The organism is Methylobacterium sp. M6A4_1b, assembly GCF_053345175.1.
In genome coordinates, this window is the sequence record NZ_JBKEZQ010000005.1 from 221,722 (window position 1) to 247,026 (window position 25,305).

The following is a 25,305-nucleotide window of genomic DNA, read 5'->3' on the forward strand; positions in this document are numbered from 1 at the left end:
TCGAACGCCGACGCCATCGGGCGACCGGCATTTTGCCTGTCGCGTCGACGACTAGTCTTCGGTGAGATACCCGCCCCGACGCAGCACCGGATGCTGTCTCGTTCCTGCGTCGGAGGCGTGGAACATCGTCGAAACGAAAGAGCCGGCCCCGAGAGGAGCCGGCTCTTTCGGAAGATCGGCGCACCGGGCTGAACCGGCGCGATCGAATACCTCAATTGTCGAGGAAGCTCCGGAGCTTGCGCGACCGGCTCGGGTGCTTGAGCTTGCGCAGCGCCTTCGCCTCGATCTGACGGATGCGCTCGCGGGTCACCGAGAACTGCTGGCCGACCTCCTCGAGGGTGTGGTCGGTGTTCATGCCGATGCCGAAGCGCATGCGCAGCACCCGCTCCTCGCGGGGTGTGAGCGAGGCGAGCACGCGCGTGGTCGTCTCACGCAGGTTGGACTGGATCGCCGCGTCGATGGGCAGGACGACGTTCTTGTCCTCGATGAAGTCGCCGAGGTGGCTGTCCTCCTCGTCGCCGATGGGCGTCTCGAGGGAGATCGGCTCCTTGGCGATCTTGAGGACCTTGCGCACCTTCTCCAGCGGCATCGCCAGCTTCTCGGCCAGTTCCTCCGGGGTCGGCTCGCGGCCGATCTCGTGAAGCATCTGGCGCGAAGTCCGGACGATCTTGTTGATCGTCTCGATCATGTGCACCGGAATGCGGATGGTGCGGGCCTGATCGGCGATCGAGCGGGTGATCGCCTGACGGATCCACCAAGTGGCGTAGGTCGAGAACTTGTAGCCGCGACGATACTCGAACTTATCGACCGCCTTCATCAGGCCGATATTGCCCTCCTGGATCAGGTCCAGGAACTGCAGGCCGCGATTGGTGTACTTCTTGGCGATCGAGATCACGAGGCGGAGGTTGGCCTCGATCATCTCCTTCTTGGCCTGGCGGGCTTCGCGCTCGCCCTTCTGGACCATGTTGACGATCTTGCGGTACTCGCCGATCTCCAGGCCCGTCTCGGAAGCGAGGGTCAGGATCTGCTCGCGCAGGCGGGCGACCTCGTTCGAGCCCTTCTCGACGAGGTTCTTCCAGCCGCGGCCGCCGAGGCTGCCGACGCGCTCCATCCAGTTCGGATCGAGTTCCCAGCCCTGGTAGTGGCGCAGGAACTCGTCGCGGGCGACGCCGTGGCTCTCGGCGTAGCGCATCAGGCGGCCCTCGTGGGAGATGAGGCGCTTGTTGATGTCGTAGAGCTGCTCGACCAGGGCCTCGATGCGGTTGGCGTTCAGCGAGAGCGACTTCACGTCGGTGACGACGGCGTCCTTCAACTCGTCCTGCTTGCGCTCCTGCGCATCTGTGCGGGTGCCGCCCGAGGCCTTGAGCTCGGCATGCTCGATCTGCAGCTTGCGCAGCTTGCGGTAATTGTTGGCGATGTTGTCGAACGTCTCGAGGACGCGCGGCTTGATCTCCGTCTCCATGGCCGCCAGGGAGACGTTGTTCTCCATGTCGTCCTCGTCGTCGCCCTCGGGCGGCGCCGGCGTATCCCCCTCGGACTCCTCGCTCTCCTCGGCGCCGTCGGCGATCTGCATCGCGTTCTTGGCGTCGGGGCCTGCATAGGTCGCTTCGAGGTCGATGATCTCGCGCAGGAGCACCCGGCCGTCGACGAGCTCGTCGCGCCAGATGATGATGGCCTGGAAGGTCAGCGGGCTCTCGCAGAGCCCCGCGATCATCGCTTCGCGACCGGCCTCGATGCGCTTGGCGATGGCGATCTCGCCCTCGCGGGACAGGAGCTCCACCGAGCCCATCTCGCGCAGGTACATCCGCACGGGATCATCCGTGCGGTCGGTCGGCTCCTTGGCGGTGGTCTCGCGCACGGCAAGGGGTTTGGCGGGCGCGATCTCGGCGACCTCGGTCCCCTCCGCGCCTTCCTCGTCCTCGTCGTCGCCCTTGGTCTTGGCCTCGGTCGTCTCCTCGGTCTCCTCGGCCTCGACGACGTTGATGCCCATCTCCGAGAGCTGCGACAGCACGTCCTCGATCTGGTCGGGGTCGGACTGGCCGTCGGGCAGAACCTCGTTGATCTCCTCGTAGGTGATGTAGCCGCGCTTCTTGGCGAGCTTCACCATCCGCTTGACGGAGGCATCCGTCAGATCGAGGAGCGGCCCGTCGGTCTGTGCCTCGGGGGCAGCATCCGTCTCGTCCCGTTCCGTTGCCTTCGTCGCCATGGTCCGCCTATGGTTGTCGTGTCAGTGTCACGCGGGAGCGTGTCGCTCACTCCGCGTCGTCGACGCTGAAATGTATGTGATGTGCGGACCGCCGAAGTGACAGCCGCGTCGATGTCAGATCCCGGTATGCAAGCGAGACGCTTGACCGATTGTTAACCATGAGCCGCCAAAGGCGACCGAATTCGTTCGCGGCGCAGGTTTCAGGGTGTCGATGCCTCATCCGCATCCGGCACCACCTCGTCCGCCTCCGCACCGGCGATGACCGCCATACGGGCCTTCACGTCGCACAGCCAAGCGAAGTTCGCCTCCGTCTCGTCCTCGACCAGGGCCCGTTCAGCCAAGCGGAGTTCGCTATTTAGCGCTCCAGACTTGCGGTGCAAGATCACGGCCTGACGCAATGCGTCTTCGAGACGCACGGGATCGGCATGCGCGTCAAGGGTCCATCGATCGCCCGGACGCACATGGCTGGCGAGACGGACCGCCGCTTCCATGAGTCCGGCGCGCTTCAAACGGCTCTCCAGAACTTCGACGCCGGGTTGATCGGCATCGGCGTGGCTGTCGAGCAGCAGCGAGCGCAGCGCCTGCGCGTCCGGATCGCCGAGTTCGAGTTCGGCGAGATCCTCCGCCTCGATCCCGAGCAGTTCGGGGTGGACGAGGAGGCTCGAGACGATCATCGCCTCCCGGTCGCGGAAGGCCACTTGGCCCGATGCGCTGGTCTCGCCGGCATAGAGCGGATTGAACTTGGTCGTGATTCGCGGCGACGGCGGCGGATCACCGGGCCGGGGATTGCGCGGGAAGGCAGGCCGCGCCGAGCCCGTCCGCGGCTCCCAGGGTCCGCGGCGTCCGGATGCGGCCTGAGGCGACAGGGCGCGCAGACGCCCCTCGATCTCGTCGCGGTAGAAACCCCGCACGGTCTCGTCGCGGATGGAGGCGACCATCTCGCGCAGCGACTTGGCGAGGCCGGCCCGCCGCTCGGGGGTATCGAGGGGAGCCCCGTCGGTGGCGCGCGACCACAGCACCTCGACCAGGGGGCGGGCCGCGTCGAGCACGCGATCGATGGCCGACTTGCCGTCCGAACGCAGGAGATCGTCGGGGTCCTGCCCCTCGGGCAGCATGGCGAAGCGCAGGGACTTGCCCGGCGTCAGGCCGGGCAGCGCGACGTCGAGGGCCTTGAAGGCGGCCCGCTGGCCGGCCCCGTCGCCGTCGAAGCAGAGGATCGGCTCGTCGGCGTTGCGCCAGAGCAGGCCGATCTGCTCCTCGGTGAGCGCGGTGCCGAGGCCCGCCACCGCGTTGGGATGGCCGGCGAGGGTCATGGCGATGACGTCGACGTAACCCTCGACGGCGACGATCACGCCGCGATCATGGGCGGGCTTGCGGGCCTGGTGCAGGTTGTAGAGCAGCTGTCCCTTGTGGAAGAGCGGCGTCTCCGGCGAATTCATGTACTTCGCCTTGGCGTCCTTCTGCATCGCCCGGCCGCCGAAGGCGATGACGCGCCCACGCGAATCGGCGATCGGAAACATCACCCGGTCGCGGAACTTGTCGTAGGGCACGCGGATGTCCTCGCCGGCTACCAGCAGGCCGAGCTCGACCATCAGGTCCCGGTCGACATCCTTGGCGGCGAGATGGTCGCGCAGGGCGTAGCGGTCGCCCGGCGCGTAGCCGAGGCGAAAGCGGCTCCGGATCTCCGGGCCAAGCTGGCGCCGATCGAGATAGGCGCGGGCCTCGGTGCCGGCGCGGCCGCGCAGCTGCTCCTCGAAGAAGACGGCGGCCATCTCCATGACTTCGAAGGCGCCGGCGCGCTTGGTCTCCTGCTCGTGGGCGTCCGCGCTCGGCGCCGGCAGGGTCACGCCGGCCTCCGCCGCCAGGCGCTCCACCGCCTCGGGGAAGCTCAAGCCCTCGGTCTCCATCAGGAAGGTGAAGACGTCGCCATGCTTGCCGGAAGAGAAGCAGTGATAGAACTGCTTCTGGTCGTTCACGTAGAACGACGGCGACTTCTCGGCATTGAACGGCGACAGGCCGCGCCATTCGCGGCCGGCCTTCTTCAGCCGGACGCGGCGCCCCACGATGTCGGATGCGGGCAGGCGCGCGCGAATCTCTTCGAGGATGTGGGGCGGGTAACGCACGGCAAGAACCGGACCTCTGCGGCCGCCGATATTAGCGGACCAGGCTTAAAGAGTCCCCAACGCCGACGCGCGGTGCCGGGACGCCCTCACGCCTTGGCGTTCAGCGCCTCCTTCACGAGACCGCTCGCCTTGGCGAAGTCCATGCGGCCGGCATAGGCGCCCTTCAGGGCGGCGATGACCTTGCCCATGTCCTTGGGGCCGGCGGCGCCCACCTCGGCCACGGCCTTGTCGATCGCCGCCCGGGTCTCCGCCTCGTCCATCTGCTGGGGCAGGAAGCCCGCGATGATCGCGACCTCGTTGCGCTCGTTCTCGGCGAGCTCGGGCCGCCCGCCCTGGTCGTAGACCGCGGCCGATTCGTTGCGCTGCTTGATCATCTTCTGGAGCAGGGCCAGGATCTCCTCCTCGGAGGCCGGCTCCTTGCCGAGGCCGCGCGCCTCGATGTCCTTGTCCTTCAGGGCGGCCTGGATCATCCGGACGGTGGCGAGCTTCGCCTTGTCGCCGGCCTTCATGGCTTCCTTCATCTCGGTGGTGAGACGGGCGCGCAGCATCGTGTGACTCCTGAAAAAGCGGGACCCCGGACGGCGGATCGATGGCGTGGTCTGCGAATTGCTGCGCGAACCGGGGTTCTTGAGACGCGCCGACGCGAGGGCCACATTGACCCAAACGCGGCACGCTCGCTATGAGCGCCGCACGACAAGCCGCCCGCACGCGCCGCTCACGGCGCCGGGATCGGCCGGACATAAGCGAGATCACGCCGATGCTGCAAGATGAAGGCGTCCACACGCCTGCCGTGCCCGCGCCCCCCGCTCCGTGGGCCGAGCCCCTGGCCACCGCCCTCCTGGTCCTGGCGGACGGGACCGTGCTGGAAGGTTTCGGCATCGGCCAGACCGGAATCGCCGACGGCGAGGTCTGCTTCAACACCGCGATGACCGGCTACCAGGAGATCCTGACCGACCCGTCCTATGCCGGCCAGATCGTCACCTTCACCTTCCCGCATATCGGCAACACCGGCACCAACGACGAGGACCTCGAGAGCCTCGACGCGGCGCCGGCCTCCGGGGTGCGCGGCACAGTGATCGCGTCCGCCGTCACCAACCCGTCGAACTGGCGATCGTCGAGCCACCTCGATTCCTGGCTCAAGGCCCGGGGCATCGTCGGAATCACCGGGGTCGACACCCGGGCGCTGACCGCGCTGATCCGCGACCACGGCATGCCGAACGCGGTCATCGCCAACGATCCGGAGGGGCGCTTCGACCGCGAGGCCCTGAAGGCCCGTGCCGCGGCGCTCGCGCCGATGGAGGGCCTCGACCTCGTGCCGCCGGTGACCAGCCGCGAGCGCTCGGAATGGTCGCAGACCACCTGGGGCGTGAAGACGGGGTACGGCGACCGCAAGCCCGGAACCGGCCTGAAGGTGGTGGCGATCGACTACGGCGTGAAGCGCAACATCCTGCGCCTGCTGGCCGAAGCCGGCTGCGACGTCACGGTGGTGCCCGCCACGACGACGGCCGATGAGATCATGGCGATGAAGCCGGACGGCGTGTTCCTGTCGAACGGGCCCGGCGATCCGGCCGCCACGGGCGCGTACGCCGTCCCGGTGATTCGGGCGCTGCTGCAGGAGAAGGTGCCGACCTTCGGCATCTGCCTCGGGCACCAGCTGATGGGCCTGGCGCTGGGCGGCCGCACCGTGAAGATGGCGCAGGGCCACCACGGCGCGAACCATCCGGTGAAGGACAAGACCACCGGCAAGGTCGAGATCGTGTCGATGAACCACGGCTTCGCGGTGGATCCGGAGAGCCTGCCCGAGACCGCCCTCGAGACGCATGTCTCCCTGTTCGACGGCTCGAATTGCGGCCTCACCCTGACGGACCGCCCGGCCTTCTCGGTGCAGCATCACCCGGAGGCCTCGCCCGGTCCGCGGGACAGCCACTACCTGTTCGAGCGCTTCGTCGCCCTGATGAAGGCCGGCACGCCCGAGACCCTGGTCACCAGGGCCGACTGATCCGTCGCGGCCGGACGGGGCGGCATCCGTCCGGCCGCCGCGCCGACTGCAGGGCTGCCCTGCACGCCCGAGGGGCGAACCGCGAAAAGGTTCCCGTCCCGTCACAAAAAATCCGGCATTCCGGAGCATCCCGGCATCGTTAACGGCCCGCTAAGGACGGCGTTCGAAGATCGTCGCCGGGTCGATTTCGACGCTTGCCGGGGATTTTCCACATGACGTTCGACGACGCGCGCGACGACTTCTCGCGCCTGCATCGCCTCTTCACGTTCCATCTCGGCGTGGCCGTGAGCCTCGCCTGGATGACCGCCCTCACCTCGGCCTGCTACGCCCCCTGGGTCCGCAACATCCGGGCGCTGATCGACCCCGCGACGGGCCTCGACCGGGTCGAGAGCACCTGGTCCTTCCTCTTTGCGATGCCGGTCGTGATGACCCTGGCCTGGATCGGCCTGTATTTCGGCCGCGAGATCCTGCGCCGTAGCCAGACGCTTTCTAATGCGGCCCTCGAATTCGCCGCCGCGGCCGTCGTCGCCTTCGGGGTGTTCTACCTGTCCATCGATCGCGCGGTCTCGGCCCTCTATCTCGGCTTCTGAGACCCGCCTGCGCTTCACCGGCGGCCCGTGCCCTTCCAATGGCCGCGGGCTGCGTGTAAGTGCCGAGATCAACGATAATCCACGCCGTTAGCGCCCCCAGGCCCGTGCCGCTTCTCCGGCACCGCGCATGGCCGGGCGCGCGTGCTTGCAGCCAAGGCGCCCGATGCCGAAACGCACCGACATATCCTCGATCCTGATCATCGGTGCGGGGCCGATCGTCATCGGTCAGGCCTGCGAGTTCGATTACTCCGGCACCCAGGCCTGCAAGGCACTCCGCGAGGAGGGCTACCGGATCGTGCTGGTGAATTCGAACCCGGCCACGATCATGACCGACCCGGACATGGCCGACGCGACCTATGTCGAGCCGATCACGCCCGAGATCGTCGCCAAGATCATCGAGAAGGAGCGCCACGTCGCGCCGGGGGGCTTCGCCCTGCTCCCCACGATGGGCGGCCAGACGGCGCTGAACTGCGCCCTGTCCCTCAAGAAGATGGGCGTTCTGGAGAAGTTCGACGTCCAGATGATCGGCGCCACCACCGAGGCGATCGACAAGGCGGAGGACCGCCACCTCTTCCGCGACGCGATGACGAAGATCGGCCTGGAGACGCCGAAATCGGCCCTCGCCAACGCCTCGGCGGCCAAGAAGGCCGACCGTGCGAAGTACCTCGCCGAGATCGCCCGCATCGAGGCGGCGAACGAGGGCGAAGCCCGGGCCGCGGCGCTCGCGGCCTTCGAGAAGACCTGGCACCGGGGCGAGTCCGAGCGGCGCAAGCGCTACGGCGAACACGCCATCGGTCAGGCGCTGATCGCGCTCGCCGAGGTCGGTCTTCCGGCGATCATTCGCCCTTCCTTCACCATGGGCGGCACCGGCGGCGGCATCGCCTACAACCGGGAAGAATTCCTGGACATCGTCGAGCGCGGCATCGACGCCTCGCCGACGAACGAGGTCCTGATCGAGGAGAGCGTCCTCGGCTGGAAGGAATACGAGATGGAGGTCGTTCGCGACAGGAACGACAACTGCATCATCGTCTGCGCCATCGAGAACATCGACCCGATGGGCGTCCATACCGGCGATTCCATCACCGTCGCGCCGGCCCTGACGCTGACGGACAAGGAATACCAGGTGATGCGCGACGCATCCCTGGCGGTGCTGCGCGAGATCGGTGTCGAGACCGGCGGCTCGAACGTGCAGTTCGCCATCGACCCGGCCACCGGCCGGATGATCGTCATCGAGATGAACCCGCGCGTCTCGCGGTCGTCCGCCCTGGCGTCCAAGGCCACGGGCTTTCCCATCGCCAAGGTCGCGGCCAAGCTGGCCGTCGGCTACACCCTCGACGAGATCGCCAACGACATCACGGGCGGTGCCACCCCGGCCTCGTTCGAGCCCTCGATCGATTACGTCGTCACCAAGATCCCGCGTTTCGCCTTCGAGAAGTTCCCCGGCGCAGAGCCGACACTGACCACCGCCATGAAGTCGGTGGGCGAGGCGATGGCGATCGGCCGCTGCTTTGCCGAATCGCTCCAGAAGGCCCTGCGCTCCCTGGAGACCGGCCTCACCGGCCTCGACGAGATCGAGATCGAGGGCCTGGGCAAGGGCGACGATCACAACGCGATCAAGGCGGCGCTCGGTACCCCGACTCCCGACCGGCTGTTGAAGGTCGGCCAGGCGCTGCGCCTCGGCGTCAGCCACGAGGAGGTCTACGCCTCCTGCAAGATCGATCCGTGGTTCCTGGAGCAGCTCCAGGCGATCATCGACCTGGAGAACCGCGTCAAGGCGCACGGCATCCCGAACACCCCCGGCGCCTTGCGCCAGCTCAAGGCCGCCGGCTTCTCGGATGCGCGCCTCGCCGTGCTCGCGAAGACCGACGAGGACAGCGTGCGCGCCGCCCGCCGGGCGCTCGGGGTTCGCCCCGTCTTCAAGCGCATCGACACCTGCGCGGCCGAGTTCAAGGCGCCGACCGCCTACATGTACTCCACCTACGTGGCGCCCTTCGCCGGCACGGTGGTGGACGAGGCGCAGCCGACGAACGCCAAGAAGGTGATCATCCTCGGCGGCGGCCCGAACCGGATCGGCCAGGGCATCGAGTTCGATTACTGCTGCTGCCACGCCTGCTACGCGCTGTCGGAGGCCGGGTACGAGACCATCATGGTCAACTGCAACCCGGAGACGGTCTCGACCGACTACGACACCTCGGACCGGCTCTACTTCGAGCCCCTGACCCAGGAGGACGTGCTCGAGATCATCGAGACCGAGCGCCAGGCCGGCACGCTCCACGGCGTCATCGTGCAGTTCGGCGGGCAGACCCCGCTGAAGCTCGCCCGCGCGCTCGAAGCCGCCGGCGTGCCGATTCTCGGCACCTCCCCCGACGCCATCGACCTCGCCGAGGACCGCGACCAGTTCAAGCGCCTCCTCGACAAGCTCGGCATGAAGCAGCCGAAGAACGGCATCGCCTACTCGGTGGAGCAGAGCCGGCTCGTCGCCTCGGATCTCGGCCTGCCCTTCGTGGTGCGCCCGAGCTACGTGCTGGGCGGCCGCGCCATGGCGATCATCCGCGACGAGGCGCAGTTCGCCGACTACCTCCTCGACACCCTGCCGAGCCTGATCCCGTCGGACGTCAAGGCGCGCTATCCCAACGACAAGACGGGGCAGATCAACACGGTGCTGGGCAAGAACCCGCTCCTGTTCGACCGCTACCTGTCGGACGCCACCGAGATCGACGTCGACGCCATCTGCGACGGCAAGGACGTCTTCATCGCCGGCATCATGGAGCACATCGAGGAGGCGGGCATCCACTCGGGCGACTCCGCCTGCTCCCTGCCCTCGCGCTCGCTCTCGCCGGAGACCATCGCGGAGCTGGAGCGGCAGACCAAGGCCATGGCCCTGGCCCTGAAGGTCGGCGGCCTGATGAACGTGCAGTACGCGATCAAGGACGGCACCATCTACGTGCTGGAGGTGAATCCCCGCGCCTCCCGCACGGTCCCCTTCGTCGCCAAGGTGATCGGAGATCCGATCGCCAAGATCGCCGCCCGCGTCATGGCCGGCGAGTCGCTGGCGAGCTTCGACCTGAAGGCGAAGGTCCTGGATCACATCGCCGTCAAGGAGGCGGTGTTTCCCTTTGCCCGCTTCCCCGGCGTCGATGTGCTGCTCGGCCCCGAGATGCGGTCCACGGGCGAAGTCATCGGCCTCGATTCGAGCTTCGGCGTCGCCTTCGCCAAGAGCCAGCTCGGCTCGGGCACCCTGGTGCCGAAGGGCGGGGCGGTCTTCGTCTCGGTGCGCGACGCCGACAAGGAGCGCATCCTGCCGGCGATCCGCCTGCTCTCGGAACTCGGCTTCTCGATCGTCGCGACGGGGGGCACCCAGCGCTACCTCGCCGACGAGGGCGTGCCGACGGAGCGGGTGAACAAGGTCCTGGAGGGCCGGCCGCACGTCGTCGACTCGATCAAGAACGGCGACATCCAGCTCGTCTTCAACACCACCGAGGGTGCCGGCGCGCTGTCGGACTCGCGTTCGCTCCGGCGGGCCGCCCTCTTGCATAAAGTGCCGTACTACACCACTCTTGCAGGAGCGATGGCGGCGGCCGAGGGGATCAAGGCCTATCTCGGAGGCGATCTCAAGGTCCGCGCCTTGCAGGAATACTTCGCGGCCTGAATTCTCACGCGGCTTCCGTGTTGATCGGAAGCCGTGTTGTTGGCGGTTCGGGAGTAATTTACTCTGGCCCGGAAGGAGCGACATGCTCCGGCCGGGCTTATTCATTGTGGCGCGAGACGATGACGATAGACAAGGTTCCGATGACGGTGCGCGGATACGCAGCGCTGGAGGAGGAGTTGAAGCACCGCCAGCAGGTGGAGCGCCAGCGGATCATCCAGGCCATCGCCGAGGCCCGCGCCCTCGGCGACCTGTCGGAGAACGCCGAGTACCATGCCGCCAAGGAGGCGCAGTCCCATAACGAGGGCCGCGTCCTGGAGCTGGAGAGCATGATCTCCCGCGCGGAGGTGATCGACGTTTCCAAGCTCTCGGGCACGAAGATCAAGTTCGGCGCCACGGTGAAGCTCCTCGACGAGGACACCGAGGAGGAGAAGACCTACCAGCTCGTCGGCGAGCCCGAGGCGGACGTGCGCTCCGGCCTGGTCTCCATCACCTCCCCGATCGCCCGCGCGCTGATCGGCAAGGGGGTCGGCGATACCGTCGAGGTGACGACGCCGGGTGGCGGCAAGTCCTACGAGGTCGTCGCCGTCCAGTACGGCAGCTGAGTCGCCGATGCGGCCGGGCTTCCTCCGGGCGGCGGGGCCGCTGCTCGGTCTCGTCGCGCTGCTCGGAGCGGCCCGGGCCGAGGGTCTGACGGGTCTCGGGGGCGAGCGGCTCTCCGGCATCCAGGTCGATGTCCGGCCGCTGATCGCCCTCGGCGGCGGCAACCCCGCGCTCGCGTTGCGAGAGGACCTGCTCGCCGCCCTGAAAACCGAGTTCGCCGACCGGCTCGGCGGCCGCGGTCCCGTCCTGCTGGTGCGGATCAAGGGCCTGTCGATCAATCCCTATGCGGGGGGCGACGGAGGGCGCGGGCGCCTCGGCGGCGGCACCCAGAGCGACTACCTCGACGGCGAGGCCCTTCTCGTCGGACGCCGGGGCGAAATCCTCGCCCGCCACCCCCAGCTCTCCGCCGTCCCGGCGAGTTCGGGCGGCGCCTGGTACGACCCGGAATCCGAGCGCCGGCGGTTGACCGCCATCGCCCAGCACTATGCAGGTTGGCTGCGGCGCGCCCTGCCCCCGGATTAGGTGGATGGCGCCGCGGATGATTTCGCCCGAGGATTGACCTGGATCACCTGATGTCGGCAGCGTCCGCGATGCCCTCCCCCGCCGGCACCTCCGCGCCGCTCCCCGAACTCGCCCAGGCCAGGACCTGGATCGTCACCGACGGCAAGGCGGGCGACGAGAACCAGTGCATCGGCCTCGCCGAAACCCTCGGCCTGCCGTTCGAGCTCCGTCGGATCGCACCGCGTCCGCCCTTCGGCTGGATGGCGCCCTGGGGCCCGACCGACCCGCGCGACCGGGCGGGCGGCCCCCGCGGCGTCCTGGCCGGCCCTCTCCCCGATCTGCTGATCGCCTCCGGACGCCGGTCCGTGCCGTACCTGCGCGCCGTGCGGGCCGCCTCGCAGGGCCGGACCTTCACGGCGTTCCTGAAGGATCCGCGCATCGGCCACGATGCGGCGAACTTCATCTGGGTGCCGGATTACGACGACCTGCGCGGCCCCAACGTCTTCACGACGCTGACGCCGCCGCACCAGGTCACGCCGGAGCGCCTGGCCGAGGCCCGCGCCAAGGCCGACCCCCGCCTGTCCGCGCTGCCCTGGCCCCGCATCGCCGTCCTGGTCGGCGGCGACAGCCGGCATCTCAGCTATCGGCCGGCGGACATGCGCCGGCTCCTACGAGACCTCGACAAGCTGACCGACGGCGGCTGCTCGCTGATGGTCACCGTGTCCCGGCGCACGCCGCAGAACCTGCGAGACGCTCTGCGGACCATGGTCGCGACCAAGGGCGGCTTCTTCTGGGACGGCGGTAGCCCGAACCCCTATGTTCCGATGCTGGCGATCGCCGATTCGATCGTCGTCACGTCGGACTCGGCGAACATGGTGGGCGAGGCCGTGAGCACCGGCGCACCCGTTCTCCTGTTCGACCTGCCGAAGACCTATATCCGTCACAGGCGGCTCTTCGCCGGGCTCGCGATGGCGGGGGCCCTGAAGCCCTTCGTCGGCCGCCTCGAGGAATTGCACTACCAGCCCCTGGATGCGACCCCCGTCATCGCAGGCGCGATGGCCAGGGCCTATGCCGATCACCGCGCGCGGTGGGCCTGAAGGAGACGAGAGCGATGGCGCACACCCACTCCAAACTCATCATCATCGGCTCGGGTCCCGCCGGCTACACCGCCGCGATCTACGCCGCCCGCGCCATGGTCGAACCGCTGATGATCTCGGGCTTCCAGCCGGGCGGACAGCTCATGATCACCACCGACGTCGAGAACTACCCGGGCTTCGCCGAGGCGATTCAGGGTCCCTGGCTGATGGAGCAGATGCGCCTTCAGGCCGAGCACGTCGGCACCAGGATCGTGTCCGAGTACATCACCAAGGTCGATCTGAACGTCCGGCCGTTCCGGCTCGAGGCCGATTCCGGCGAGACCTATTCGGCCGACGCGGTGATCATCGCCACCGGCGCCCAGGCGAAGTGGCTCGGCCTGCCCTCCGAGGCCAAGTACCAGGGTTTCGGCGTCTCGGCCTGCGCCACCTGCGACGGCTTCTTCTTCCGGGGCAAGGAAGTCGTGGTGGTCGGCGGCGGCAACACCGCCGTGGAGGAGGCGCTCTACCTCGCCAATCTCGCCTCCAAGGTCATCGTCGTCCACCGCCGCGGCGAGTTCCGCGCCGAGCGCATCCTGCAGGAGCGCCTGTTCAAGCATCCCAACGTCGAGGTGGTGTGGCACCACGCGGTCGAGGAGATCTGCGGCAGCGAGAAGCCGCCATCCGTGACCCATGTCCGCCTCAAGGACACCCGCACCGGCGAGGTCACGGAGCGCAGGACCGACGGCGTGTTCGTCGCCATCGGCCACCAGCCGGCCACCGGGATCTTCGAGGGTCAGCTCGCCATGCGCGATGGCGGCTACATCGACACCGCGCCGGGTACCACCCATACGGCGATCCCCGGCGTCTACGCGGCGGGCGACGTCACCGACGACGTCTACCGTCAGGCGATCACCGCTGCCGGCATGGGGTGCATGGCTGCCCTGGACGCCGAGAAGTACCTGGCCGCCCTCGAAGTCGGCGAAACACCCCAGCAAGCGGCCGCGGAATAGGAAGATTCCGGCGGACGAGGGCGCCATGCGTCTTGCGCGCGACGTCAAGACAATCGCAAGGTCGAGCCACTAACCTAAGCGCTGACGGCATGCGCCGTCGGCGTCACCCGCATGACCCGAAGGTCGTCCCGCCCGCCCTCCGCGCGCGCCGGGCGGGTCGAGTCGATCGGGCCTGACATGGATGTCCGGATCGCGGCTCGGCGGGACGGGAGGCATGATCAGCCGGCGTCGGGTTGCGTATGGGAGTGGACGCCTTGGACTGGGACAAGATCCGCATCTTCCTCAACGTCGCGGAAGCCGGCAGCTTCACCCGCGCGGGCGACGACATCGGCCTGAGCCAGTCGGCCGTGAGCCGGCAGATCAGCGCCCTCGAGCGGGAGTTGAAGGCGCCGCTGTTCCACCGCCACGCCCGCGGCCTGATCCTGACCGAGCAGGGCGACCTGCTGTTCCGCGCGGCGCGCGACATGAAGCTGCGCCTCGAGAACACCAAGGCGCGCCTGGTCGAGACGAGCGAGCGGCCGACCGGCGATCTCAAGGTGACGACGACGGTCGGTCTCGGCACCGCCTGGCTCGCCCAGCGAATCGCCGAATTCCTCGACCTCTACCCGGACGTGCGCGTCGAGCTGATCCTCACCAACGAGGAGCTCGATCTGGCCATGCGCGAAGCGGACGTGGCCATCCGCATGCGGCGCCCGGCCCAGCCGGACCTGATCCAGCGGCGGCTGTTCACCGTGCACTACCACGCCTTCGCGTCGCAGGATTACGTCAAGCGCTTCGGCGAGCCGAAGTCGATCGCCGACCTCGACAACCACCGCCTGGTCTCGTTCGGCGGCAACGAGCCGTCCTACCTGCTGGCGACGCACTGGCTCTCCACCGTCGGCCGCGAGGGCCAGGAGCGCCGGACGATCCACTTCACGGTGAACAACATCACCGCCCTGCAGCAGGCCATCGATACCGGCGCCGGCATCGGCATCCTGCCCGACTACGCGGCGGAGGGTCAGGCGGGACTGGTGCAGGTCATGCGCGAGACCGAGATGCCGCACATGGAGAGCTACCTCGTCTATGCCGAGGAAATGCGCTCGGTGGCCCGCGTCCAGGCGTTCCGCGACTTCCTCGTCGCGAAGGCCCAGCGCTGGACCTATTGAGCGACGGGGCGATCCACGCCCCGTCCGCCGGCCGGTTTTCAGACGAACAGGCGCTCCTTCTCGAGCCCCTTGTAGAGGCCGGCGACCTGCTCGCCGTAGCCGTTGTAGATCAGGGTCGGCACGCGCTGGTCGGTGCCCAGCACCCGTTCCGTGGCCTGGCTCCAGCGCGGATGCGACACCGCCGGGTTGACGTTCGCCCAGAAGCCGTACTCGGCCGCCTGCAAGCCCTCCCAGAAGGTCTTCGGACGCTCGGCCACGAACGAGATCTTGGTGATCGATTTCACCGACTTGAAGCCGTACTTCCACGGCACCACGAGGCGGATCGGCGCGCCGAACTGGTTGGCGAGCGGCTTGCCGTAGACGCCGGTGGCGATGAAGGCGAGGTCGTTGCCCGCCTCCTCGAGGGTCAGTCCCTCGGTATAGGGCCAGGGATACAGGAACGACTTCTGGCCGGGCGCCATCGACCGGTCGAGGAAGGTCTGCATCTGGATGTACTTCGCACCCGAGGTCGGCTTGGCCAGGGCCACGAGCTTCGCGAGCGGGAACCCGGTCCAGGGCACCGACATCGACCAGGCCTCGACGCAGCGGTGCCGGTAGAGGCGTTCCTCCAGCGGCATCTTGCGGATCAGGTCGTCGATCCCGAGGGACATCGGCTTCTCGACGAGGCCGTCGATCGCCACCGTCCAGGGACGGGTCTTCAGGGCGTTCGCGGCCGGGAGGACCGACTTCGAGGTGCCGTACTCATAGAAGTTATTGTAGTCGGCGCTGTACTTCTCGGGCGTCAGCGGACGGTCGAGGGTATAAGCCTCGTTGCGCTTGGCCGGGTAGAGGTCGGCGGTGGGATCGGACGCCGCCCGGGCGCCATCCGTCCCGATGAGCGAGGCGGCCGCCAGGCCCGCCGCGCCGCCGAGGAGGCGTCGGCGATCGAGGAAGACGCTCTCCGGCGTCGCGAGGTGTTCGGGCATCTCCCATGCCCGGGTGCGCCTGATGTGCATGTCGATCCCTCCGTGCGGCGCGCATCGCGGCGCGCCGGCCTCTTGCCCTGACATCGGCCGCACGCGGCGAACGCGCAAGCCGTCCCGATGTCGCCCTTCGCCGAGAGGGATGCGAAGGTTACGGGCGCGCGCCTGTCACGGAGGGGGCGGATCGTCGCGCAGCGCCCGGCGCAGCACCTTGCCCACGTTGGTCTTGGGCAGGGCGTCGTGGAAGACCACCCGGCGGGGGACCTTGTAGCCGGTGAGTTGCGAGCGGGCGAAGGTCCGCAGCGCGTCGGTGGTCATCGCGTCGTCCTTGCGCACCACATGGGCGACGACCATCTCGCCGGTCTCGTCGTTCACGGCGCCCACCACGGCGCATTCGAGCACGCCCGGATGGCTCGCGAGCACGTCCTCGATCTCGTTCGGGTAGACGTTGAAGCCCGAGACCAGGATCATGTCCTTCATCCGGTCGACGATGCGGACCTGCCCATCGGGGTTCAGCACCGCCACGTCACCGGTCCGGAAATAGCCGTCGGCCGTGGTGGCCTGGGCGGTCTCGTCCGGGCGCATCCAGTAGCCGGCCATGACTTGGGGCCCCCGCACGCAGAGTTCGCCGGGCTCGCCTGTTCCGACCTCCCGCCCGTCGAGCCCGCGGATCGAGACGTCGGTGGAGGGCAACGGATAGCCGATGGTGCCGCTCCACTCGGCCAGGTCCGGCGGGTTGACGCAGACCACCGGCGAGGTTTCGGACAGGCCGTAGCCCTCGACGATGGCACTGTCCGTGATCGCCTTCCACTTCTCGGCGACGGTGGCCTGCACCGCCATGCCGCCGGCGATGACGAAATCGAGCTTCGAGAAGTCGACCTCTCGGATCCTCGGATGGTTGATCAGCAGGTTGAACAGGGTGTTCACGCCGGAGAAATGGGTGAAGCGCGTGCCTTTCAGGGTCTTGATGAAGCCGTCGGCATCTCGCGGATTGGCGATCAGCAGACAACAGCCGCCGACCTTCATGAAGAAGAAGAAGCAGCAGGTCAGTGCGAAGATGTGGTAGAGCGGCAGCGCCGTGACCATGACGCGCGCCTGCCCGTCATCGGCGGAGACGCGAAACCAGATCCGGCTCTGCTCGACATTGGCCATGATGTTGCGGTGGGTGAGCATCGCCGCCTTGGCCACCCCCGTGGTCCCGCCGGTGTATTGCAGGAACGCCAGATCGTCCGGCCTGATAGGGACGCGGACTTTCGGCCTGTCCGCGCCCGCGCGGATCACCGCGTCGAAGCGGACCGCGAGCCCATCGGGGAAGCGATAGGGCGGGACGGCCTTCTTCAGGTGGCGCGAGGCCAGGGTGATCAGCCGCCCCTTCAGCCCGAGGCCGTCGCCGGGGCCGGCCAGGACGATGCGGTCGAGGGCGAGGTCCGGCAGCGCCTGCATCACCGTGTGGGCGAAGTTCTCCAGGACGAAGAGGATGCGCGCGCCCGAGTCGTTCAGCTGCGCCGTCAGTTCGCGCGGGGTATAGAGGGGGTTGACGTTGACGACGGTGCAGCCGGCGAGCAGCACGCCGAAGATCGTCGCCGGATAGGCGGCGACGTTCGGCATCATGATCGCGACGCGGTCGCCCTTGGCGAGGCCCTGCGCGGCGAGCCAGGCCGCCACGGCCTCGGACGATGCGCCGAGGGCCGCGTAGGAGACACGGGCTCCGAAACTCTCCAGGGCCGGACGCGCGGCCGAGCGCGCCATGCACTCCTCGAACAGGTCGACCAGCGTCCCGAGGCCGTCGACGTCGAGGTCCGCGGGAATGCCCGGCGGATAAGCGGTCAGCCACGGGCGCGCGGCGCTCCGGGTTTCGGCCATGTGGATCCTCCCTGCGATGCGACCCGGCGGCTTCCTGCCTCCTTAGTTCACATCTAAACCATCCTCGACCATCCCGCCGGCGGGATCAAGCGGTGGCCTGGAGCCGGCGGAAACGATCCTGACGCATCGTCAGTCCATTGCAGGCCAGGTGCGGCAGAAAGGCGATGCAGGCCAGGGCCACCGCTGACACGGCATCGGCCATCGTCATCGAACGGCGCGGCCAGATGCCGAAGCCCGCCGCATGGGCGAGACCGAGCACCGCCAGGGCGAACCAGAGGGCGAGGTAGCGCAGCAGAAGCCCGGCGATCGTACGCAGCCAGCGCCGCGGGCGCTGCGGCGGCCGGTTGCCGATCAGCAGGGCGCCGACGGCCAGAGACGTCGCGAACACGGTGGCGGCCAGCGCCGACCCGAGGGCGTAGGCCGCCGGCATCGCCTGCTGGGTCAGGAAGGCGGTGCCGCCGCTGGCGAAGGCGAGTCGCAGGGTCACGCCGCCGAAGGTGGGATGCAGGCAGACCGCCAGGAACAGCGCCAGGGCGAGCACTCCGCCGACGAGGCGCCGGGGCCAGCCGGCGGGGCCAGGCCGGGCGATCCGCAGGCCGAGGCAAGCGGTGCCGTAGACGATCGCCACCGCGAAGAGCGGGTAGCGATCGAGGAAGAATCCGTAGAAACGGGCTTCGAGCTCGGGCGGCAGGGCAGCCCGCTGGTCGAAGCCCGTCACGAAGGCGACGGCGATCGCCAGGAGCGCGGCTGCCAGCGGGATCGCGGCCGGCAGCACGCGGCTCAGGCCTCGTAGTTGTCGCGCACCAGGCGGTCGAGCAGGCGCACGCCCCAGCCCGCACCCCAGCTCCGGTTGATCTCGCTCGCCGACGAGGACATCGCGACGCCGGCGATATCGAGATGCGCCCAAGGCACGTCGTTCACGTAGCGCTTCAGGAACGAGGCCGCCGTGGCGGCCCCACCGTGGCGGCCGCCGGAGTTCTTCATGTCGGCGAACTTCGAGTCGATGGCCTTGTCGTAGGCCGGGATCAGCGGCATCCGCCACACCGCCTCGCCGGTCGCCTCGCCGGCCGCCGCGATCTTGGCCGAGAGGGCGTCGTCGTTGGAGAACATCCCGGCGATGTCCTGGCCGAGCGCCACGATGATCGCGCCCGTCAGGGTGGCGAGGTCGATCATGAACTTCGGCTTGTAGGAGCCCTGGATGTGCCAGAGCACGTCGGCGAGGACGAGGCGGCCCTCGGCGTCGGTGTTGATGACCTCGATGGTCTGGCCCGACATCGAGGTGATGATGTCGCTCGGGCGCATGGCGTTGCCGTCGGGCATGTTCTCGACGATGCCGATGGCGCCCACGACGTTGACCTTCGCCTTGCGGCTGGCGAGGGCGTGCATCGTGCCGACGACGCAGGCGGCTCCGCCCATGTCGCCCTTCATGTCCTCCATGCCGCCGGCGGACTTGATCGAGACGCCTCCGGAATCGAAGCACACGCCCTTGCCGACGAAGGCGATGGGCGCCTCCGACGGATCGGCGGCGCCGTTCCAGCGCATCACCACGACGCGGGCCTCCTTGGTGGAGCCCTGAGCCACGGCGAGGAGGGCGCGCATGCCGAGCGCCGCGAGCTTGCCGGGGCCGAGCACCTCGACCTCGACGCCGAGCTGGGTCAGCGCCTCGGCACGGCGGGCGAACTCCTCCGGGTCGAGGACGTTCGGCGGCTCGTTGACGAGTTCGCGGGCCAGGATGACGCCGTCGGCGACGGCCTCCGAGACCTTCGCGGCGGCCTCGGCGGCGGCGACATCCGCCACCATCAGGGTCACGGCGGTGCCCTTCGCATCCTCGCCCTCGGGCTTCTTCTTGGTCTTGTAGCGGTCGAAGCTGTAGTGGCGCAGGCGGGCACCGAGGGCGAAGTCGGCGGCATTCGCCGCGGTGACGTCGAGGCCGGCGAAGATCAGCGCGGCATGGGCGTTCCGGCCCGAGACCTTGCTGGCGGTGAAGCCGCCGAGCGCCGGCCAGTCGATCTTGGCGCGATCCTTCTCCGAGCCGAGGCCGATCACCAGGAGGCGGTCGGCGTCGAGGCCGGCCGGCGCGGGCAGCGCCAGGGCCGACAGGGACTTGCCCTTGAAGCGCTCGCCCGCGGCCGCGCGGGCGACGAGATCCGCCACCCCGCCGCCGATCGCCTGGGCCACGGCCGGAGCCAGGGCGAGATCGTCGCCGACGAAGAGGACGACGTCGCCCCGGCCCACCGGACCCAGGGGCCCGAACGCGATCGTAATTCCGTCCGCCATGACGCTAGCTTTCCGAGGATTGGGCTCGAACGAACCGTGCGTTCGAAGTCGTGCGTGCAAGATGTGCGGAGCGGCACGGCATCGGACATGCCACTCCAGGCGCTTCTGTGTACCGATTGAGGCAGAGAACGCAACGCGACCGGACGGCCCTGAAAGTGCCCGAATCGGAGCGCCCGGATCGGAGTCGACGGCCGGGGGGCGGGACGGGTAGAAGCGGGCGGGGCCGAGCCTCGCCGGGCGAGGCGGGGGGCGATCCGCGGGACGCCGATCCACGAGAACCGATGACCCAGATCGAGCGCTACATCTTCAGAATCGCGCTCGGGGCCTTCTTCGCCTGCCTCGTCGGCCTGACCGGCACGATCTGGGTGACGCAGGCCCTGCGCGAGCTCGACCTAATCACCGCCAAGGGCCAGACCCTGGTGATCTTCTTCCTCATCACCGGCCTGTCGCTGCCGACCCTGATCACCGTGATCGCCCCGGTGGCGCTGTTCATCGCGGTCGTCTACGCGCTGAACAAGCTCAACGGGGATTCCGAGCTCATCGTGATGTCGGCCGCGGGCATGCGGCCCCGTCAGATCCTGCGCCCCTTCCTCAGCCTCGGCCTCGCCGTCAGCCTCGCGGTGGCGTTCCTGACGATCCAGGTGATGCCGTCGTCCTTCCAGGAATTGCGCGACGTGCTGACCCGGGTGCGCGGCGACTTCATCGCCAACGTGGTCAAGGAGGGGCAGTTCACCAGCCTCGACAGCGGCATCACCTTCCACTTCCGCGAGCGCGGCCCGGGCGGAGCGCTGCTCGGCCTGTTCATCCAGGACAAGCGCGAGGCCGGCAAGTCGGTGGTGTATCTCGCCGAGCGCGGCCAGGCGCAGGAATACGGCGGCCAGAGCTACCTCGCCCTTGAGAAGGGCAGCATCCACCGGCAGCAGAAGGATTCCCGCGACGCCTCGATCATCACCTTCGAGCGCTACACCGTCGATCTCGCGGCCTTCACGCCGCCCGATGCCGAGCTGGTCTACAAGCCGCGCGAGCGCGCCACGGCGCAGCTGCTGTTCCCCGATACCAGCGAGACCTACTACAAACAGCAGAAGGGCCGCTTCCGGGCCGAGCTGCACGACCGGCTCTCGTCCTGGCTCTACCCGCTCGCCCTGACCTTCATCGCCTTCGCGGCGCTGGGCGACCCGCGCACCACGCGCCAGGGGCGCGGCCTCGCGGTCGCGGGGGCGGTCCTCGCCGTGGTGGTGGTGCGCATCGGCGGCTTCGCCGCCTCCAGCGCGGCCGCCCGCAGCCAGGGCGCGGTGATCGCGGTCTACGCCGTGCCCCTCCTCGCCATCCTGATCTCGGCGATGATGATCTTCAACGGCGCGGCGGTACGGGACTGGAACATCCGGATGAGCCGGGCCGCGGCCGGGTTCTTGCGCCGCTTCGGCCGGCGCCCGCGCCTCGGCGTGCAGTGAGGCGGGGCTGACGCGATGCTGATCGGCGCCACCCTCGGCCGCTACTTCGCGATGCGCTTCGTGCGCACGATCCTGGGCGTGTTCCTCACGGTGTTCACGCTCGTCTACACCCTCGATTTCGTCGAGCTCCTGCGCCGCGCCGGCGATGCGGAGGGCGCGTCCACAGGTTTGATGGCGCAGCTCTCGCTCTACCGGACCCCGGCGGTCGCCGAGGGCGTGCTGCCCTTCGCGATCCTGTTCGGCTCGATGGCCGCCCTGCTCCAGCTCTCGCGCAAGCTCGAGCTGGTGGTGGCCCGGGCCGCCGGCATCTCGGCCTGGCAGTTCCTGCAGCCCGGCGTGTTCGTGGCGCTGGCCATCGGGGCCTTCACGGTGGGCGTCTACAACCCCGTCTCGGCGCTGATGAAGCAGCGCTCCACCGAGATCGAGGCGAAGATCTTCTCCCGCTCGACGAAGGCCAATTCCGGCAAGGACCTGTGGATCCGCCAGCGCAGCCTCGACGGGCAGGCGATCATCCGGGCCGACACCGCGGTGGAGGGCACCACCACGCTCGCGGGCGTCTCGGTCTTCACCTTCGACGAGGCCGGAATCTTCACCGCGCAGATCGAGGCCGCCAAGGCCAGCCTGCACGACGGCTACTGGGAGCTGAACCAGGCCCGGGTGATGGCCAAGGGTCATCCGGCGGAGACCTTCGAGACCTACCTGATCGCCTCGACCCTGGTGCCCTCGCAGGTGCGCCAGCGCTTCACGCCACCGGAATCCGTGCCTTTCTGGCAACTCCCCGAGACCATTTCACGCTCCGAGCGGGCGGGCCTCGACGCCACCCGCTACCGCCTCCAGTACGATGTGCTGCTGGCGAGACCTGTCCTGTTCCTGGCCATGGTCCTGGTGGCGGCCAGCGTTTCCTTAAGGTTCTTCCGCTTTGGTGGGGTGGGCAAACTGGTGCTGGGCGGCGTCGCGGCGGGGTTCGTGCTGTATGTCGCGCGACAGGTGCTGGAAGGCCTCGGTGCCTCGGGAATCGTGACGCCGGCGGTGGCGGCGTGGTTCCCGGCCGTGGTAGGGAGTCTCCTTGGTACGCTCACGCTTCTCTATCAGGAGGACGGCTGATGTCGGACTCGTCGGTGGCGATGGGGCGGAGGCCTTGGCAGGAGTTGGGACTGGCGTTGCGTAAGGTCGCCGACATCACGTTGGCCACGGGGTTCGTGGCGCTGCTCCTGGCCGTCGCCCCCGCGGCGCCCGGCGGGCAGGCGCTCGCCCAGGGGGCCTCGCGGGCCGGCGCCCCGAAGGCGACCGCCGGCAAGCCGGATTCGGGCAAGTTGGATTCGGGCAAGCCCGCCGAGCGTCTCCTCGTGGAGGCGGCCGAGCTCGTCTACGACAACGACCGCAACACCGTGACGGCCCGCGGCAACGCCGAGCTGCATTACGGCCCGCGCACCCTCCAGGCCGACCGGGTGATCTACGACCGCAAGGCGAGCCGCGTCTTCGCCGAGGGCAACGTGCGCCTGACGGAGGCCTCGGGCGCCGTGGTCACCGGCTCCAAGATGGAGCTCACCGACGATTTCAAGAACGGCTTCATCGACGCGCTGCGCGTCCAGCAGACCGTCGAGCTGAACGGACAGAGCGTCCGCACCCGCTTCTCCGCGCCGCGCGCCGAGCGGATCGAGGGCGACAGCACGAGCTTCGAGTACGGCACCTACACCGCCTGCGAGCCGTGCAAGAACAACCCGGAGACGCCGCCGCTCTGGCAGATCCGCGCCACCAAGATCGTCCACAACAACGAGACCCACACCGTCGCCTTCGAGGAATCGACCCTCGAGATCGGCGGCATCCCGGTCGCCTACCTGCCCTATTTCGAGACCGCCGACCCGACGGTGAAGCGCAAGACCGGCTTCCTGACGCCGCGCTTCCTCACCTCCACGGCTTTGGGCTCCGGCCTCGCGACCCCGTTCTTCGTCAACCTCGCGCCGAACTACGATCTCACGCTCTCGCCGGCCTTCCTGAGCAACCAGGGCGTCCTCGGCCAGGCGGAGTTCCGCCACCGGCTGGAGACCGGCTCGTACAACCTGCGCCTGTCCGGCATCTTCCAGACGACGCCGAGCGCCTTCCTGCCCGGTCCTCTCGGCGCCGGCGACCGCGACTTCCGCGGCTCGGTGGAAACCAAGGGCCAGTTCTACATCAACGACCGCTGGCGCACCGGCTGGGACATCGTCGGCGTGACCGACAAGTGGTTCCTCGACAACTACCGCATCCGCAACCAGAGCATCACGACCGACTACTTCCGCGAGGCGGTGTCGACGGCCTACCTGATCGGCCAGGGCGACCGCTCGTGGTTCGAGGCACGGGGCTACTACTTCAAGGGCCTGTCGAGCTTCGACTGGCAGAAGGAGCAGCCCTTCGTCGCGCCGGTGATCGACTACGACAAGCGCATCAACGGGCCGGGCTTCCTCGGCGGCGAGGTCCGCTTCGAGGCCAACATCACCAGCCTGACCCGTCAGGCCACCGACTTCCAGGCGGTCCAGAGCCCGACCGCCTACCTGCTGACCCCGACGATCAACGGCAAGACCTACTACCTCTACGAGACCTGCACCTCGTTCACGCGCGGCCAGTGCGTGATCCGGGGCCTGGCCGGCACGAACACCCGCGCCTCGGCCCAGCTCTCCTGGCGCCGCAGCTTCATCGACGATGTCGGCCAGGTCTTCACGCCGTTCGCCTACCTGCGCACGGACGCGTTCTTCGTCGACCCGCGCACCTCGGGGTACCAGAACGCGCTCTCGGCCAACATCGCGACGCAGGACGCGGATTTCTCGGGCCGGGTGCTGCCCGCCGTCGGCATCGACTACCGCTACCCGTTCGTCAGCAATTTCGGCCCGCTGGGCGTGCACACCCTCGAGCCGATCGCGCAGGTCATCGCGCGCCCGAGCGAGACCCATATCGGCCGGTTGCCGAACGAGGACGCGCAGAGCCTGATCTTCGACGACACCTCCCTGTTCGAGTGGGACAAGTTCTCGGGCTACGACCGGGTCGAGGGCGGCGTACGCACCAACATCGGCGCGCAGTATTCCGTCGTGACCCCCGCCGGCTGGTACGCGAACGTCATGTTCGGCGAGTCGATCCAGATCGCCGGCGTGAACTCGTTCCGCCGCGGCGACATCGCCAATGTCGGCCTCGATTCCGGCCTCGACAGCCGGGCCTCGGACTTCGTCGGCCGGTTCCAGCTCTCGCCGAACCAGCACATCACCTTCATCACCCGCGGCCGCTTCGATCATGCCGATCTCGGGGTGAACCGGGTCGAGACCGGCGTGATCGCCCGCCTCGCGCCCTTCGCGCCGATCGATCTGTCGGCGTTCTACTCCTATTACAAGGCGCAGCCGGCCCTGGGCTTCGCCAACCGCCGCGAGGGCATCACCGCCTCGGCGACCTACCACGTGACGCCGAACTGGTTCGTGACCGGCTCCGCCCTCGTCGACCTGTCTCACTACCTCGACGTGCGCGACAACTTCCGGACGGCCTACGCCTCCTACCTCGCGAACCCCGTCGGCGACGCGCCGGTCTACCGCAACCCGGGCCAAGCTTACCTCTCGGGCATGAGCATCGGCGGCGGCTACCAGGACGAGTGCACGACGGTCTCCGTCAACTACATCGTCTCGCCGGTGGCGGCCTCGCTCGGTACCAGCGAGCGCAACCGGACGGTGCTGCTGCGTCTCGAACTCAAGACCCTGGGCGAGGCGGATTTCCGCCAGAACCTGAACACGGCCATCACGGCCGACGGCATCTCGACGGTCCGCTGAAGCGGCCCGCCCCTGGAACGACACGGAGTGATGCGGTGAGCAGCCTGCACGGGCCGATCGCCCTCACG

At 68.6% G+C, this 25,305-nt stretch carries 18 protein-coding genes; 11 read left to right on the forward strand and 7 right to left on the reverse strand.

Annotated elements, in window-relative coordinates; translation table 11 throughout:
* Positions 1–211 precede the first annotated feature (211 nt).
* The 3 genes from rpoD to ACLBWX_RS07890 all read right to left on the reverse strand — a co-directional run bounded on the left by rpoD (position 212) and on the right by ACLBWX_RS07890 (position 4,877).
* Positions 212–2,206 carry an RNA polymerase sigma factor RpoD gene (rpoD, locus tag ACLBWX_RS07880; protein WP_447676514.1) on the reverse strand — a complete coding sequence of 665 codons (1,995 nt, stop codon included), beginning with the start codon at positions 2,204–2,206 and terminating at the stop codon, positions 212–214.
* 200 nt (positions 2,207–2,406) lie between these two features.
* Positions 2,407–4,329 (reverse strand): DNA primase, encoded by a 1,923-nt coding sequence (dnaG, locus tag ACLBWX_RS07885; RefSeq protein ID WP_447676515.1) that lies wholly within the window; start codon positions 4,327–4,329, stop codon positions 2,407–2,409.
* Positions 4,330–4,415: 86 nt separating this feature from the next.
* On the reverse strand, positions 4,416–4,877 hold the full coding sequence (locus tag ACLBWX_RS07890; RefSeq protein WP_056218815.1) for a GatB/YqeY domain-containing protein: 462 nt from the start codon (positions 4,875–4,877) through the stop codon (positions 4,416–4,418).
* A gap of 209 nt (positions 4,878–5,086) precedes the next feature.
* On the opposite strand from ACLBWX_RS07890, the gene carA reads away from it, so the two are divergent.
* From carA to ACLBWX_RS07930, 8 genes are all read left to right on the forward strand, one after another.
* Complete coding sequence (gene carA / locus ACLBWX_RS07895; protein ID WP_447676516.1) at positions 5,087–6,328, forward strand: glutamine-hydrolyzing carbamoyl-phosphate synthase small subunit; 1,242 nt, start codon at positions 5,087–5,089, stop codon at positions 6,326–6,328.
* Between the two features lie 212 nt (positions 6,329–6,540).
* Positions 6,541–6,918: a hypothetical protein gene (locus ACLBWX_RS07900; protein WP_447676517.1), complete on the forward strand. Its 378-nt coding sequence runs from the start codon at positions 6,541–6,543 to the stop codon at positions 6,916–6,918.
* 163 nt (positions 6,919–7,081) lie between these two features.
* Positions 7,082–10,567 carry a carbamoyl-phosphate synthase large subunit gene (carB, locus tag ACLBWX_RS07905; protein WP_447676518.1) on the forward strand — a complete coding sequence of 1,162 codons (3,486 nt, stop codon included), beginning with the start codon at positions 7,082–7,084 and terminating at the stop codon, positions 10,565–10,567.
* Between the two features lie 125 nt (positions 10,568–10,692).
* Positions 10,693–11,169: a transcription elongation factor GreA gene (gene greA, locus ACLBWX_RS07910; RefSeq protein WP_447676543.1), complete on the forward strand. Its 477-nt coding sequence runs from the start codon at positions 10,693–10,695 to the stop codon at positions 11,167–11,169.
* 7 nt (positions 11,170–11,176) lie between these two features.
* On the forward strand, positions 11,177–11,689 hold the full coding sequence (locus tag ACLBWX_RS07915) for a hypothetical protein (protein WP_447676519.1): 513 nt from the start codon (positions 11,177–11,179) through the stop codon (positions 11,687–11,689).
* Positions 11,690–11,739: 50 nt separating this feature from the next.
* Entirely contained in the window at positions 11,740–12,765 is a 1,026-nt protein-coding gene (locus ACLBWX_RS07920) for a mitochondrial fission ELM1 family protein (RefSeq protein ID WP_447676520.1), read from the forward strand.
* A 14-nt stretch (positions 12,766–12,779) separates the two neighbouring features.
* Positions 12,780–13,754 (forward strand): thioredoxin-disulfide reductase, encoded by a 975-nt coding sequence (gene trxB, locus ACLBWX_RS07925; RefSeq protein ID WP_447676521.1) that lies wholly within the window; start codon positions 12,780–12,782, stop codon positions 13,752–13,754.
* A 254-nt stretch (positions 13,755–14,008) separates the two neighbouring features.
* Entirely contained in the window at positions 14,009–14,899 is an 891-nt protein-coding gene (locus ACLBWX_RS07930) for a LysR family transcriptional regulator (RefSeq protein ID WP_056467988.1), read from the forward strand.
* Between the two features lie 38 nt (positions 14,900–14,937).
* Here ACLBWX_RS07930 and msrP read toward each other — a convergent pair whose 3' ends face one another.
* The 4 genes from msrP to ACLBWX_RS07950 all read right to left on the reverse strand — a co-directional run bounded on the left by msrP (position 14,938) and on the right by ACLBWX_RS07950 (position 20,001).
* Positions 14,938–15,894 carry a protein-methionine-sulfoxide reductase catalytic subunit MsrP gene (msrP, locus tag ACLBWX_RS07935; RefSeq protein WP_447676522.1) on the reverse strand — a complete coding sequence of 319 codons (957 nt, stop codon included), beginning with the start codon at positions 15,892–15,894 and terminating at the stop codon, positions 14,938–14,940.
* A 135-nt stretch (positions 15,895–16,029) separates the two neighbouring features.
* The gene (locus ACLBWX_RS07940) at positions 16,030–17,724 is read right to left on the reverse strand and encodes an AMP-binding protein (RefSeq protein WP_447676523.1); all 1,695 of its coding nucleotides are present in this window, start codon (positions 17,722–17,724) and stop codon (positions 16,030–16,032) included.
* 85 nt (positions 17,725–17,809) lie between these two features.
* Positions 17,810–18,499, reverse strand: a complete 690-nt coding sequence (locus ACLBWX_RS07945; RefSeq protein WP_447676524.1) for a hypothetical protein — start codon at positions 18,497–18,499, stop codon at positions 17,810–17,812.
* 5 nt (positions 18,500–18,504) lie between these two features.
* Positions 18,505–20,001: a leucyl aminopeptidase gene (locus ACLBWX_RS07950; protein ID WP_447676525.1), complete on the reverse strand. Its 1,497-nt coding sequence runs from the start codon at positions 19,999–20,001 to the stop codon at positions 18,505–18,507.
* Positions 20,002–20,282: 281 nt separating this feature from the next.
* On the opposite strand from ACLBWX_RS07950, the gene lptF reads away from it, so the two are divergent.
* Genes lptF through ACLBWX_RS07965 form a run of 3 tightly spaced genes read left to right on the forward strand, consistent with a single transcriptional unit; the run spans position 20,283 to position 25,237 of the window.
* Positions 20,283–21,452, forward strand: a complete 1,170-nt coding sequence (gene lptF / locus ACLBWX_RS07955) for an LPS export ABC transporter permease LptF (protein ID WP_447676526.1) — start codon at positions 20,283–20,285, stop codon at positions 21,450–21,452.
* A 15-nt stretch (positions 21,453–21,467) separates the two neighbouring features.
* Complete coding sequence (gene lptG, locus ACLBWX_RS07960) at positions 21,468–22,556, forward strand: LPS export ABC transporter permease LptG (RefSeq protein WP_447676527.1); 1,089 nt, start codon at positions 21,468–21,470, stop codon at positions 22,554–22,556.
* Positions 22,556–25,237: an LPS-assembly protein LptD gene (locus tag ACLBWX_RS07965; RefSeq protein WP_447676528.1), complete on the forward strand. Its 2,682-nt coding sequence runs from the start codon at positions 22,556–22,558 to the stop codon at positions 25,235–25,237. Before lptG ends, ACLBWX_RS07965 begins: the two co-directional genes overlap by 1 nt.
* Positions 25,238–25,305: the final 68 nt, after the last annotated feature.

Excerpts from the sequence above, each read along its gene's own strand:
- rpoD (WP_447676514.1), bottom strand. The coding sequence starts at position 2,206 with ATGGCGACGAAGGCAACGGAACGGGACGAGACGGATGCTGCCCCCGAG.
- ACLBWX_RS07890 (WP_056218815.1), bottom strand. The coding sequence starts at position 4,877 with ATGCTGCGCGCCCGTCTCACCACCGAGATGAAGGAAGCCATGAAGGCC.
- carA (WP_447676516.1), top strand. The coding sequence starts at position 5,087 with ATGCTGCAAGATGAAGGCGTCCACACGCCTGCCGTGCCCGCGCCCCCC.
- ACLBWX_RS07900 (WP_447676517.1), top strand. The coding sequence starts at position 6,541 with ATGACGTTCGACGACGCGCGCGACGACTTCTCGCGCCTGCATCGCCTC.
- carB (WP_447676518.1), top strand. The coding sequence starts at position 7,082 with ATGCCGAAACGCACCGACATATCCTCGATCCTGATCATCGGTGCGGGG.
- ACLBWX_RS07915 (WP_447676519.1), top strand. The coding sequence starts at position 11,177 with ATGCGGCCGGGCTTCCTCCGGGCGGCGGGGCCGCTGCTCGGTCTCGTC.
- ACLBWX_RS07920 (WP_447676520.1), top strand. The coding sequence starts at position 11,740 with ATGTCGGCAGCGTCCGCGATGCCCTCCCCCGCCGGCACCTCCGCGCCG.
- trxB (WP_447676521.1), top strand. The coding sequence starts at position 12,780 with ATGGCGCACACCCACTCCAAACTCATCATCATCGGCTCGGGTCCCGCC.
- msrP (WP_447676522.1), bottom strand. The coding sequence starts at position 15,894 with ATGCACATCAGGCGCACCCGGGCATGGGAGATGCCCGAACACCTCGCG.
- ACLBWX_RS07940 (WP_447676523.1), bottom strand. The coding sequence starts at position 17,724 with ATGGCCGAAACCCGGAGCGCCGCGCGCCCGTGGCTGACCGCTTATCCG.
- ACLBWX_RS07950 (WP_447676525.1), bottom strand. The coding sequence starts at position 20,001 with ATGGCGGACGGAATTACGATCGCGTTCGGGCCCCTGGGTCCGGTGGGC.
- lptF (WP_447676526.1), top strand. The coding sequence starts at position 20,283 with ATGACCCAGATCGAGCGCTACATCTTCAGAATCGCGCTCGGGGCCTTC.
- lptG (WP_447676527.1), top strand. The coding sequence starts at position 21,468 with ATGCTGATCGGCGCCACCCTCGGCCGCTACTTCGCGATGCGCTTCGTG.
- ACLBWX_RS07965 (WP_447676528.1), top strand. The coding sequence starts at position 22,556 with ATGTCGGACTCGTCGGTGGCGATGGGGCGGAGGCCTTGGCAGGAGTTG.